Annotated in this window: 10 protein-coding genes; all 10 read right to left on the reverse strand. The window is 39.6% G+C overall.

Going from position 1 to position 13,842, the window contains the following annotated elements; genetic code table 11:
• Positions 1-37: 37 nt before the first annotated feature.
• Positions 38-625 (reverse strand): ribosome biogenesis GTP-binding protein YihA/YsxC, encoded by a 588-nt coding sequence (yihA, locus tag GNT69_RS09205; protein WP_203554649.1) that lies wholly within the window; start codon positions 623-625, stop codon positions 38-40.
• Positions 622-2,943: an endopeptidase La gene (gene lon / locus GNT69_RS09210; RefSeq protein ID WP_203554650.1), complete on the reverse strand. Its 2,322-nt coding sequence runs from the start codon at positions 2,941-2,943 to the stop codon at positions 622-624. The genes yihA and lon overlap by 4 nt, the downstream gene beginning before the upstream one ends.
• A 199-nt stretch (positions 2,944-3,142) precedes the next feature.
• Positions 3,143-4,840: an ATP-dependent protease LonB gene (gene lonB, locus GNT69_RS09215; RefSeq protein ID WP_203554651.1), complete on the reverse strand. Its 1,698-nt coding sequence runs from the start codon at positions 4,838-4,840 to the stop codon at positions 3,143-3,145.
• A gap of 147 nt (positions 4,841-4,987) precedes the next feature.
• Positions 4,988-6,250 carry an ATP-dependent protease ATP-binding subunit ClpX gene (clpX, locus tag GNT69_RS09220; RefSeq protein WP_203554652.1) on the reverse strand — a complete coding sequence of 421 codons (1,263 nt, stop codon included), beginning with the start codon at positions 6,248-6,250 and terminating at the stop codon, positions 4,988-4,990.
• A 350-nt stretch (positions 6,251-6,600) separates the two neighbouring features.
• Entirely contained in the window at positions 6,601-7,890 is a 1,290-nt protein-coding gene (tig, locus tag GNT69_RS09225; RefSeq protein WP_203554653.1) for a trigger factor, read from the reverse strand.
• A 155-nt stretch (positions 7,891-8,045) separates the two neighbouring features.
• Positions 8,046-9,068 (reverse strand): tetratricopeptide repeat protein, encoded by a 1,023-nt coding sequence (locus GNT69_RS09230; protein WP_203554654.1) that lies wholly within the window; start codon positions 9,066-9,068, stop codon positions 8,046-8,048.
• Between the two features lie 130 nt (positions 9,069-9,198).
• Positions 9,199-9,780: a 3-isopropylmalate dehydratase small subunit gene (leuD, locus tag GNT69_RS09235; RefSeq protein ID WP_203554655.1), complete on the reverse strand. Its 582-nt coding sequence runs from the start codon at positions 9,778-9,780 to the stop codon at positions 9,199-9,201.
• A 39-nt stretch (positions 9,781-9,819) separates the two neighbouring features.
• Positions 9,820-11,232, reverse strand: a complete 1,413-nt coding sequence (gene leuC / locus GNT69_RS09240; protein WP_203554656.1) for a 3-isopropylmalate dehydratase large subunit — start codon at positions 11,230-11,232, stop codon at positions 9,820-9,822.
• Between the two features lie 17 nt (positions 11,233-11,249).
• The gene (leuB, locus tag GNT69_RS09245) at positions 11,250-12,359 is read right to left on the reverse strand and encodes a 3-isopropylmalate dehydrogenase (protein WP_203554657.1); all 1,110 of its coding nucleotides are present in this window, start codon (positions 12,357-12,359) and stop codon (positions 11,250-11,252) included.
• A 434-nt stretch (positions 12,360-12,793) separates the two neighbouring features.
• On the reverse strand, positions 12,794-13,816 hold the full coding sequence (ilvC, locus tag GNT69_RS09250; RefSeq protein WP_203554658.1) for a ketol-acid reductoisomerase: 1,023 nt from the start codon (positions 13,814-13,816) through the stop codon (positions 12,794-12,796).
• Positions 13,817-13,842: the final 26 nt, after the last annotated feature.

Below are 13,842 nucleotides of genomic sequence, written 5' to 3' on the forward strand. Positions count from 1 at the left end.
GATGCAACACGATTGTAGCGCATCAGGTCCTTCCTTTTTATTTATTCATATAATCTTTAAGAATACTCCAAGCTTTATCCTTCCCTTCTCCGGTTTCAGAAGAGAATAAAATCATCGCGTCTTTTTCATCAAATTCTAATGTTTCTTTCGTGATTTTCAAATGCTTTTGCCATTTTGACTTCGGAATTTTATCCGCCTTTGTTGCTATGACAATGACAGGAATATCATAATATTTCAGGAAGTCATACATCATTTTATCATCAGCAGATGGCGGGTGCCGCAGATCGACAATTAATACGACTGCTTTTAATTGTTCTCTTGAGGTGATATAGGTTTCAATCATTTTTCCCCAAGCTTCGCGTTCCGTTTTCGAAACTTTTGCATATCCATAGCCGGGGACATCGACAAAATAAAACATTTCATTGATTAAAAAAAAGTTTAATGTTTGTGTTTTTCCTGGTTTTGAAGAAGTTCTTGCTAATGCTTTGCGATTCAACAACTTATTAATGAAAGAAGACTTGCCGACATTCGATCGGCCGGCAAGCGCAAATTCGGGCAAGTTCCCTTCTGGGTACTGATTAGGTCTTACCGCACTAATAATAATTTCAGCTGACGTAATTTTCATTGACGTACTTCCTCAGCAAGCGCATGATCGAGAACTTCATCAACATGAGAAACAAGAACAAATTGTAACTGCTCACGGACACTTTCTGGAATATCATCAATATCTTTTTCGTTATCTTTTGGTAAAATAATTTTCGTTAATCCTGCACGATGGGCACTTAACGTTTTTTCCTTTAATCCACCAATCGGCAACACACGGCCACGAAGCGTAATTTCTCCTGTCATGCCGACTTCACGACGAATTGGTTTCCCAGAAAGTGCTGATACAAGCGCAGTAGCAATTGTGATTCCTGCCGATGGCCCATCCTTTGGTGTCGCTCCTTCAGGAACATGGATGTGGATATCTAGCTTCTCATGGAAATCTTCATCGATGCCAAGCTCCTTCGTTTTTGAACGAACATAGCTGAAGGCAGCTTGTGCAGATTCTTTCATGACATCTCCTAGTTTTCCAGTTAGAACGAGCTTGCCTTTCCCTGGAGAAAGCGAAACTTCAATTTGTAACGTATCTCCGCCAACAGATGTGTACGCCAATCCAGTTGCTACCCCTATTTGGTCTTCCATTTCTGCTTCTCCATAGCGGAATTTCTTTTTCCCTAAAAAGTCACCTAGATTTTTTTCATTGACAACGACGCGCTTTTTCGACTCAGAAACAATAATTCGTGCCGTCTTTCGGCAAATGGTCGCTAATTGCCGTTCAAGTGAGCGAACCCCTGCTTCCCGCGTGTAATAACGGATGATATCAAGCATTGCTTCATCTCGAATTTGCAGCTGTGATTTTGACAGGCCATGATCTTTTATTTGCCGTGCAAGTAAATGATCTTTTGCAATATGCACTTTTTCGATTTCAGTATATCCAGCAATTGTAATGACTTCCATTCGATCGAGAAGTGGACCTGGAACTGTTCCTAAATTATTTGCAGTTGCAATAAACATCACTTTCGATAGATCATACGTCTCTTCAATATAATGATCACTAAAGCTATGGTTTTGTTCTGGATCTAACACTTCAAGCATAGCCGCAGATGGGTCTCCTCGGAAATCACTTGACATTTTATCAATTTCATCTAAAAGAAAGACAGGATTAATCGTTCCCGCTTTTTTCATTCCTTGTATGATTCGGCCTGGCATCGCTCCAACATATGTACGACGATGACCACGAATCTCAGATTCATCTCGAACTCCACCAAGGGAAACCCGCACAAAATTCCTGTTTAATGACTTTGCAATCGAGCGTGCTAAGCTCGTTTTCCCCACTCCCGGAGGTCCGGCAAGACAAAGAATCGGGCCCTTTAACGAATTTGTGAGTTTTTGAACTGCGAGATATTCCAATACTCGCTCTTTCACTTTTTCAAGTCCATAATGGTCTTCGTTTAGAATCGCTTCAGCCTTTTTAATATTTAAATCATCTTCGGTTGCCTTTGTCCATGGCAGAGAAATGAGCCAATCAATATAATTGCGAATAACTGCACTTTCTGCGGAAGAAGATGGAACCTTTTCATAACGACCCAACTCCTTCAGTGCTGTTTCTTTTACATGGTCAGGCATACCAGCTTGCTCGATTTTTTCAGTAAGGTCTTGAACTTCGCCTGTTTTTCCTTCTTTGTCACCGAGCTCTTTTTGAATCGCCTTCATTTGCTCACGAAGATAGTATTCTTTTTGAGTTCTTTCCATCGAGCGCTTAACACGCTGGCCTATTTTCTTTTCGAGATTAAGTACTTCCTTTTCATTATGGATGATTTCAATGACGCGATTCATCCGTTCCTTCTCATCAATGGTTTCAAGTATTTCTTGTTTCTCCTTCAGCTTTAACGGTAAATGAGAGGAAATAATATCGGCCATTCTCCCTGGCTCTTCAATATCTGAAACGGATGAGTGCGTTTCAGCTGAAATCTTCTTAGATAATTTTATGTATTGTGAAAAATATTCGAGCATCGTTCTCATTAATGCCTCATCTTCAACATCCTTCGAATCTCGATCCTCGTATGTTTTCAGTTCTACAGAATAGAAGTCCTCTTCATCAAATAATTCAACAATCTCAGCGCGTTTTAATCCTTCAACAAGCACCCGAATCGTTCCATTCGGTAGTTTTAACATTTGTTTAACCTTTGTTAATGTACCCATTCGGTAAAGATCTTCTTCTGATGGTTCATCAATCGCAACATCTTTTTGTGTCGTAAGAAAAATTAAATGATCATCAACCATTGCTTTTTCAAGCGCCTGTACTGATTTGTCACGGCCCACATCCAGATGCAAAACCATTGTCGGATAAACCAATAAGCCGCGCAGTGGTAATAATGGTACGGTTTTCTTTTCCCCCATGTGCTTTACACCTCCACATATGTATCTTAAGTTGTACATGGATTCTTTTTTCAATTTTATCTTATTTACCTTCGAGTGTCTAATTCCACGAGTTTGAAGCGTGGGAGCTCGGATTGTTTTATTATTACCCAGCGGTCGATAACAATCTTTCCTATAGAATGAAAAAGTTCCGACCGCCTATAAGATCGGAACTATCGGATTAAACACTTTCCTTCTCACTAAAGTCTGATGAAGCTGATAGCATTTGTTGGCGATGGGATGAAGCGATTATCTTCTCGGTTGTTGTCTGTTCTTTCACGACCGCGAGTTCAAATACTTCACTTAGGTCACTAACAGGGATGATTTCAATTCCTGTTATTTCTTTTAAAATCGATTGAACATTTTCTTGCGGGATAATTACTCGCTTCGCACCGGCTAATTTCGCTGCCTTTATCTTAGCATATACACCACCAACTGGCTTCACATGGCCATGAATGCTAATTTCCCCAGTCATTGCAACCGTATGGTCAGCCGGGAGTTTATAAATGGCTGAATAAATCCCTGTCGCCATCGCAATTCCTGCCGAGGGACCATCAATTGGGATGCCACCTGGAAAGTTTACATGTATATCATATTCATCGGCTGGTACACCCATTGATCGTAATACGGTTATTACATTTTCAATAGATCCCCTTGCCATACTTTTGCGGCGAATCGATTTTCCTTGACCGCCAATGCTCTCTTCTTCGACAATTCCGGTAATATTTATACTGCCCTTCTCTTTTGCCTTAATAACCGTTACCTCAATTTCGAGTAAAGCTCCTGTATTTGGTCCGTATACGGCTAGTCCATTTACGAGCCCAATCGCAGATTTTTCATGAATTTTTCGTTCCATTCTTGGTGTTAACTGACTTGCATGAACGACCCATTCGACTTCTTCTTCTTTTATATAATTTCGTTCTTCCGTAATTGCTAAGCCTGCGGCAATTTGCACCATGTTTACGGCTTCTCGGCCATTCCTACAATATGAAGATAAAATCAAAATCGCTTCATCACTAATAGAAAGATTCACTTTTTCAGCTGCATTTTTCGCCACCGCTGAAATTTCCTCTTGCGTCAGCTCGCGAAAAAACACTTCCATACAACGTGACCGAATCGCTGGTGGAATTTCATTCGGCGTTCTCGTTGTAGCACCCACAAGACGAAAATCAGCTGGAAGACCATTTTTAAAAATATCATGGATATGTGTAGGAATTTGCGTATTTTCTTCATTATAATAAGCGCTTTCGAGAAATACTTTTCGATCTTCTAATACCTTTAGTAGTTTATTCATTTGAATGGGGTGGAGTTCACCAATTTCATCAATAAACAGGACACCACCATGAGCATTTGTCACAGCACCTTGCTTCGGTTGCGGAATTCCTGCTTGTCCCATTGCTCCTGCCCCTTGATAGATAGGGTCGTGAACGGAGCCGATCAATGGATCAGCAATCCCTCGTTCATCGAACCTTGCCGTTGTTGCATCGAGTTCAACAAATACGGATTCGTTTTTAAAAGGGGATTTTTCATTTTTTTTCGCCTCTTCTAACACTAATCTCGCTGCAGCTGTTTTTCCCACTCCTGGTGGTCCATAAATGATTACATGTTGTGGATTTGGCCCACATAAAGCGGCTTTTAATGCTTTAATTCCATCTTGTTGCCCTACGATATCCTTAAAATTAGATGGCCGAACCTTTTCTGCTAAAGGTTCACTGAGCGAGATTGAGCGCATTTTTTTTAGTTGATCCATCTCCTTTTTGGACTCTCTGTCTATTGAAACTTTTTGGGTACGCTGATTTTTTAATAAGTTCCAAAAATATAGCCCAATAACAATCCCAAAGAAAAGCTGTACAAATAAGGCAATCCCCGTCCAACTCAAAGTAGATTCCTCCTGACTAGTTCATGTTGACTTTCCTTTAGTATCTCCCTCATGGGGGTGGAATAAACAAGAATTTCAGTCAAATATCGAGGAGCTTTTTATATTTAAGCAAAAGAAAAAACCTGGCATTATACCAGGTTTCTTTCACTATGCAGAATTTCGTTCACCTTTGTCAACGGAACCATCTTCAAGCACAAGTTGTGGTGGACTTGATTGGTCGACCGTTTCTTTTGTAATAATGCATTTAACGATATCATCACGGGATGGAAGATCAAACATTACATCAAGCATAATAGCTTCAATAATGGATCTTAATCCACGAGCACCTGTTTTTCGCTCAATTGCATTTTTTGCAATCTCCCTAAGTGCATCTTCTTCGAATTCCAATTCCACATTGTCTAGTTCAAGCATTTTTTGATATTGTTTTACCAACGCATTTTTCGGCTTTGTTAAGATTTCAACCAATGCATCTTCATCTAATTGCTCAAGACTAGCTGTAACTGGGAGACGTCCAATAAATTCAGGAATAAGTCCAAATTTTAATAAATCTTCCGGAAGAACTCGAGAAAGCAATTCATGCTGAGCTACATCTTCTTTCTTAGTATCAGAACCAAAGCCAATGACTTTTTGTCCTAATCTTCTCTTAATGATTTGCTCAATTCCATCAAACGCACCGCCACAAATAAATAGAATGTTACCGGTGTCAATTTGTATAAACTCTTGATGCGGATGCTTTCTCCCTCCTTGTGGCGGAACACTAGCTACAGTTCCTTCTAAGATTTTCAGCAATGCTTGCTGAACACCTTCTCCAGATACATCGCGAGTAATCGATGGGTTTTCTGATTTACGGGCAATCTTGTCGATTTCATCAATATAGATGATTCCTTTTTCTGCTTTTTCGACGTCATAGTCAGCCGACTGAATTAGTTTCAGCAAAATATTTTCTACATCTTCACCGACATATCCAGCCTCCGTCAATGAAGTGGCATCAGCAATCGCAAACGGTACATTTAGTATTCGCGCTAGCGTTTGTGCTAAAAGCGTCTTCCCGCTACCAGTAGGTCCTATCATTACAATATTACTTTTCGCAAGTTCTACATCATCAATCTTGCTGTTTGAATTAATTCGCTTATAGTGATTGTAAACTGCCACAGAAAGATTTTTCTTTGCTTGATCTTGGCCGATTACATATTCATCGAGAATTTCACGAATTTCTCGTGGCTTTGGAACATCTTTAAATTCCACTTCTTCTTCAGTTCCAAGCTCTTCCTCAACGATTTCCGTGCATAATTCAATACACTCATCACATATATATACTCCTGGTCCTGCAACAAGCTTGCGCACTTGATCTTGGGTTTTTCCACAAAAAGAACATTTAAGCTGTCCTTTTTCATCATTAAATTTAAACATTTTCTTCACCCCTCTGTGAAAACTTATTCGCAATATGATAAAGCTGCGGATGTAAAGCAACCATCATTCAATTAATTGTTAACGATAGATACAGGTATGTACTGCATTGTAACACAATTTCCAATGTACAGGAAATAATAATGGTCGTAGAAATGCAACAGTGTCTATTTGCTAAAAAAATTATGTACTTTAACTAAGCTTATCCAAAAATATGTTCCTTCAATCGCTGATATGACAAATTGACTTTCAAAACTTAGGCCTCCGCTAGCCATTGTTTTTTGTATGTATCGAATGATGGTACAAAACAAGGCACGATTTAATCGCGCCTTGTTTCTATCTAGTTAATTCTATTATGCAACAGTTTTACTGTTTTCTACAAGGAATTCGACTGCTTTTTTTAGTTGAAGATCACTTTTTATTGCGTCAACATTGCCGCCAAGCGCCATCTTAATTTGCTCAACGTCCATATTATAAGCTCCAGACATCGTTTCTAGCTCTTTATTTACATCCTCTTCGGTAACTTCGATGTTTTCAGCTTTCGCAATTGCTTCGAGCGTTAAGTTTACACGAACGCGTTTCCCTGCATCTTCTTGCATTTGTTCACGTAGTGCTGCTTCATCTTGTCCAGAGAACTGGAAGTAAAGTTCAAGATTCATTCCTTGCATTTGCAGACGTTGCTCAAATTCTTGTAGCATACGATCAACTTCGTTATTGATCATTACTTCAGGAATATCAATTTCTGCATTTTCAGCTGCTTTTTCAACAATTGTGTCTTGGATGTGATGTTCTTTCTTATGTTCTTTATCATGCTTTAAGCGATCTTTTGTTTTTTCTTTCAACGCCTCAATTGTTTCAACTTCTTCATCAACATCTTTTGCAAAATCGTCATCTAATGCTGGTAATTCTTTTCCTTTAATTTCATGAACTTTGACTTTGAACACAGCAGGCTTTCCTGCAAGTTCAGTTGCATGATATTCTTCTGGGAAATTCACTTCAACTTCTTTTTCTTCTCCAGCTGTTAAACCGACAAGTTGCTCTTCAAACCCAGGGATAAAGCTTCCAGATCCAAGTTCAAGCGTATAGTTTTCAGCTTGTCCACCTTCAAATGCTTCGCCATCAACAAAGCCTTCAAAGTCCATCACTACTGTGTCACCATTTTCTGCTTTGCCCTCTTCTTTAACAACAAGCTCAGCATGACGTTCTTGAAGTGACTTCAACTCAGCTTCAACTTCTTCATCTGTTACTTCTGTATCAAATGCTTCAACTTCTAAACCTTTGTAGTCACCAAGCTTTACTTCAGGCTTGACAGTAACATTTGCTTTGAAGATTAGGCTTTTACCTTTTTCCACTTGTTCGACATCGATTTCGGGACGATCAACTGGCTCAATCCCAGTTTCGTCAATCGCATTTGAATAAGCTTCTGGAAGTAAATGATCAATTGCATCTTGATACAAAGCCTCTACACCAAAACGCTTTTCAAACATTTGGCGTGGCATTTTTCCTTTACGGAAACCAGGTACGTTAATTGTTTTCACTACTTTTTTGAATGCAACATCTAAGCCTTCATTAAACTTTTCTGCATTCACTTCAAATGTAAGAACTCCTTGGTTCCCTTCTTGTTTTTCCCATTTTGCAGACATATGTTTCCCTCCAACAAATCTATTATCATGTCCTTTACGGCAATGAATATCTCTTGAACGTGCAAGCAATATTCCAGATTAAATGTAAAATAGATTGATTTTTACATAATACAACCACTACATTATAACACAGGATTTCTTCGTTTCAACAGCTCCTAATTGATTGGGTAAGAAATTTCTTCTAATTTCTTAATAAAATAAAGAGCTTCTTCTGTCTCTCTTTCTATACTCCCATATTTATCCGCATACATTGCTAGTGAATCCTCATGACCATAGTAGCTGTTCGCTATAAAATGATATGCGGCCGCCCAAGCGCTTGCATCTTCCGGGTATGGATTAAATGGATAAATAAGAAAAAAATGCCTTTCGACCATACTTTTAATATTTTCGCATAAAACTGGATCTTCATTTTCAAGCATTTTAGCAAGAGCTGCCGATACATCTTTTATTTTATCCAGTTCATGAATTTCGGGTAATTCTGAAGGGGTAAAAGATTGCTGCAACTCAAATTTTTTCACTTCAAGCTGTTGGTTATAATCCTGCTCTCGCAAAATATTCAATAGCAACGATTTTTGGAACGGATGACCTTCTTCCGACTGAAGATACTTCTTAACTTCTTGAATGTATGGACGAATATTCTCCTTTGCTAATCTAGCTGCTATCAGCATTTGATCCTTAGGGTCCTTATATGTAAATAAGCTAAGTCTTTCCCCTTCCGCCTCTTTTATGAATGCTTCATTCGCTTCCATATTGCTATGTTCCTCGACCATATTCCTGCTAAAATGCAAGAGCTTAGAAAAATGCTCGTATTTTTCCTTAGGGATTTCTTTCTCCTCGAGCAAGGCTTCTAACGTTGTCACGACCACATCATATTCACTCAATTGAATGAGAACCATGATATATAGATCGACAACTTGAATATAATCTCCGATTCCTTTTTTTAACATTTCTTCTACTAAAGTTTTTGCTTCGGTTGATTGACCAGACTCGAAATAAGCGAGAACAAGACCGATATAAGCCTCACTGTTCTCTGAGTCGAATGAGCGAATTTGTTCCAATAATTCGATGGCCTCCCGGAAGTTTTTTTCCTTGAGCCTTTCCATTCCCCTTTCAAGTAGGCGCTTTTCAAGATCTGGAAACAGAATGATATTATCTTTATTTGTTTTCTGTTTTGTCATGTACGATCCCGCCTTCATCCTTTTCATCAAGCTAGAGTTTGCATTTGCTTTCAATTAGCTTTTTTTCGTTAGTTTAGCATGAAATCTCAAAAAAACAAAAAGATTCACAGCCAAATGGCCGTAAATCTTTTTAACGTGATTGTTCATATTTTGTTATTTGTTCGTCTAGCTGCAAAGTTAATTCAATTTCATCCCATCCATTTATAAGCATCTTTTGCCAATATGGGGTGATATCAAATTCTGCTTTGAACCCATCTGAATCTGTTACAGTTTTATCTTCCACTGAAACAGTCAGCTCATACGGTTGATTTTGTGTCTTTTTAAGTAAATATTGGATTTCTTCATCTGTTAATGCAACTGGAAGCATCCCATTTTTCAAACAATTTTGCTTAAAGATATCTGCAAATGAGGGAGCGATAATTACTTGGAAGCCATAATCTTGTAGCGCCCATGGAGCATGTTCCCTCGACGAACCACAGCCAAAGTTTTCATTAGCAACGAGGAGTGTTGCTCCTTCGTTTTCTGGACGGTTCAATTCAAACTCAGGGTTCGGTGTTCCATCTGAAAGGAAACGCCAATCGTAAAAAAGGAATTGCCCAAAACCTGTTTTTTCAGTGCGTTTCAAAAACTGCTTCGGAATAATTTGATCTGTGTCGACGTTGACCCTGTCCATACCAGCCGCTTTTCCGCGAAATGTAGTTAGCCCTGCCATTGTCACCTCTCCTTTCATGTTCTTCCTTGCTTACATTTACTAAACCAATTCAGCAGTTTCTATGTTGCGTACGTCCACGAAATGACCGTGAACGGCAGCAGCCGCTGCCATCGCCGGACTAACAAGATGTGTTCTCGCTCCAGCTCCTTGGCGCCCTTCAAAGTTTCTGTTTGACGTCGATGCACAATGCTCTCCTGCAGGGACGACATCCGCGTTCATGCTTAAACACATGCTACAGCCAGACTCTCTCCATTCAAAACCTGCTTCTAAGAAGATTTTATCAAGCCCTTCTGCTTCGGCCTCCATTTTAACTGTTTGTGAACCTGGAACAACAATTGCTTGTACACCTTGTTGTACCTTTCTACCTTTTGCCACAGCTGCAGCTTTTCGTAAATCTTCTAAACGTGAGTTTGTACAAGAACCGATGAAAACTTTTTGAATGTTAATATCACTTATTTTTTGGCCTTCGGTAAAGTCCATATAAGTTAGCGCGCTCTCGACTGCTCTTCTATCATTTTCATTTTTACTCTCGCTTAAGTACGGGACTCTCCCGGTAACAGGAGCAGTTTGTCCTGGGTTTGTACCCCAACTCACCATCGGTGTAATTTCGCTACCATCAATATAAATTTCTTGATCGTAAACAGCACCTTCATCTGATGCAAGGGCCTTCCATTTTTCAGCCAATGCTTCAAATTCTGGACCGTCTGGAACATATTGTCGGCCACGCAAATATTCAACGGTTGTATCATCAGGTGCTACAAGGCCCGCTCTTGCTCCACCTTCAATTGACATATTACATACGGTCATGCGTTCTTCCATCGTCATATTTCGAATGACTTCCCCACAATATTCGATAATATGTCCAGTTCCAAAATTCACACCGTGTTTTGCAAGCACATAGAGGATTACATCTTTAGAAAGTACTCCTTGTCCTAGCTCTCCATCAATTTGTACTTTTAGTGTTTTCGGCTTTGATTGCCAGATCGTTTGTGTCGCTAATACATGCTCTACTTCACTTGTTCCGATTCCAAACGCCAACGCTCCGAATGCACCATGCGTGGATGTATGGCTATCTCCGCAAACAATCGTTTTCCCTGGCTGTGTTAAGCCCAGTTCTGGACCGATAACATGGACGATTCCTTGATTTGGACTATTTAAATCCGCTAACTCGATGCCGTAATCTTCACAATTCGTTCTTAATGTGTCCATTTGTTTTTTAGCAACTGGGTCTGTTATGTTCATCCGATTAATCGTCGGTACATTATGATCCACTGTTGCGAACGTCAAATCTGGCCTTCTCACTTTCCGATTTTTCATTCTTAATCCAGAGAAAGCTTGTGGAGACGTAACTTCATGAACTAAATGAAGATCAATATAGAGAAGGTCTGGTTTCCCTTCTTCTTGATGAACAATATGATTTTCCCAAAGCTTATCAATAATCGTTTTCACCATTTTTCCCCCTCCTCTTTTTAAGAATTATTGTTCATTTTATTTAAAGTTGCTTGATTTTCAAGAATCGTTGCCTTGATTTCCTCAATCATTTCATTTGTACCAATTGCTTTCTTCCCATTGGCAATATCACTTGTTCTACTACCAGACTCCAAAACTTGTCTTACCGCAGATTCGATTGCTTCAGCTTCTTTATCTAGACCAAAGGATGTTTTTAACATCATCGCAGCAGATAATATCATCGCAACAGGATTCGCAATATTCTTCCCTTCAATATCAGGAGCCGAACCGTGGATCGGTTCATAAAGATTTGGACCCTCTACGGAAATGCTTGCTGAAGGTAGCATCCCTAATGAGCCTGTTAAGACAGATGCCTCATCACTTAAAATGTCACCAAACATATTTTCGGTTACGAGCACATCAAATTGCTTCGGATTTTTAATTAACTGCATAGCAGCGTTATCAACAAGCATATGCTCTACCTTTACTTCAGGAAAGTCCTTTGCCACTTCCTCAGCTGTTTCCCGCCATACTCTGCTTGATTCTAATACATTTGCTTTATCAACAGAGGTTACTTTTTTTCCCCGCTTTTCAGCAAGTTCAAAGGCAAGTCGGATAATTCGTTCAATCTCCGACTTCTTATAGGAAAGAGTATCAACAACACCATCTTCCCCATCAACTTGTCTTCTTTCACTAGGTTTTCCGAAGTATAGGCCGCCAGTAAGTTCTCTGACAACTAGCATATCAGCACCTTCAATGATTTCCGGACGAAGCGGGGAGTTTTCTGCTGTTGCAGCATAATAACTGACAGGTCTTAAATTAGCATAAAGGTTCAACTCTTTCCTGATGCGAAGAAGTCCTTTTTCTGGACGAAGATCACCCGGAAGATTTTCCCATTTCGGACCACCAACTGCTCCTAGAAGAACAGCGTCACTGTTCTTACAAACTTCAATTGTCTCATCTGGGAGCGGGGTTTCAAATTCATCAATTGCTCCTCCCCCAATGCTTGCATAATTAAAAGTAAATTGATGGCCAAACCGTTCTCCAACCGCATTTAGTACGCTTACGGCACCTCGGGTTACCTCCTTCCCGATGCCATCTCCCGGCAAGACTGCAATCGTCTTTTTCATGAGTTTCCCTCCATTATGATCAAATAAAATATTTATTAAGAGCTAATTCAGGACTGTCATTCATCTATATCACACGGATTTATGCACTTATATACGCTTTTTGGCAGAGGCCTTTAAGAATAGTCGCTAAATTGGCGAGTCCCTTAAGGGCGAAGACATAGGCGGAGTAGCGCGTAGCCCGGTTGCATTCAAAATATAATAGTTTAAAAGATATGTTCACACATATTTGTATTATAAAGGGCTTAAATACTCCGGCCCTGAAAATGTTGCTACCTGAATCTCTTCGTTCATGAATTATAAGTAGAAGCAGCTGGAAATCCTGCTTCAATAATATCCACATTTACCTTTTCCAGCTGCTTAGCAGTTTTTTACTTTTTAAATTGTAAAGGTTGATTTCTTATCACTCTTCTTAGCTTTAAAGCATTCCGAAAATCTTAACCTTTTGCAGCAGTTGTCACTTCTTTCTTTTTCCCTTGGTTTACGAATGGCATCATAGCTCTTAACTCACGTCCAACTACTTCGATTGGATGTTGCTTCTCATTTTCATTGATAGCAGTAAATTCAGGACGGTTAGCTTGGTTTTCTAAGATCCAACCTTTTGCAAAACGACCTTCTTGGATATCTTTTAATACTGCTTGCATTTCAGCCTTAACAGCTGGTGTGACAATACGTGGTCCAGTGACAAAATCTCCCCATTGAGCTGTGTCAGAGATGGAATAACGCATTCCTTCAAGACCACCTTCGTACATTAAATCAACGATTAATTTCAATTCGTGTAAACATTCAAAGTAAGCAAGTTCTGGTTGATAACCAGCTTCTGTTAATGTTTCGAAGCCTGCCTTTACTAGAGCAGAAACTCCACCGCAAAGAACTGCTTGCTCACCGAAAAGATCCGTTTCTGTTTCCTCTTTGAAAGTTGTTTCTAATGCTCCGGCACGAAGAGATCCGATTCCGTATGCATAAGATAAAGCAAGTTCACGTGCATTACCTGTAACGTCTTGATGAATAGCGAATAGAGCAGGTACTCCAGCGCCTTCTGTATATACACGTCTTACAAGGTGACCAGGACCTTTAGGAGCAACCAACAGGACATCAGACTCTTTAGGTGCTTTGATTTGGTTGAAGTGGATATTGAAACCGTGAGCGAACATTAATGCTTGGTTTGTTAGGTTTGGTGCAATTTCGTTATTGTAAACAGTCGGTTGTAATTCGTCTGGTAGAAGAATCATGACCACGTCTGCTTGAGCTGTTGCTTCTCCTACTGAATATACTTGAAAGCCATCTTCTACTGCTTTATCCCAAGAGCCTCCTTGGCGAAGACCAATGATTACTTCTACTCCGCTATCGCGTAGGTTTTGTGAATGAGCATGACCTTGTGAACCGTATCCAATTACTGCAACTTTCTTTCCTTGTAAATACTGTGGATTAGCATCTCCGTTATAATACATTTTTGCCATTATTTATCTCTCCCTTTAGTTGTTTT

It is taken from the genome of Bacillus sp. B15-48, assembly GCF_016879755.1.
Taxonomy (GTDB): Bacteria; Bacillota; Bacilli; order Bacillales; family Cytobacillaceae; genus Mesobacillus_B.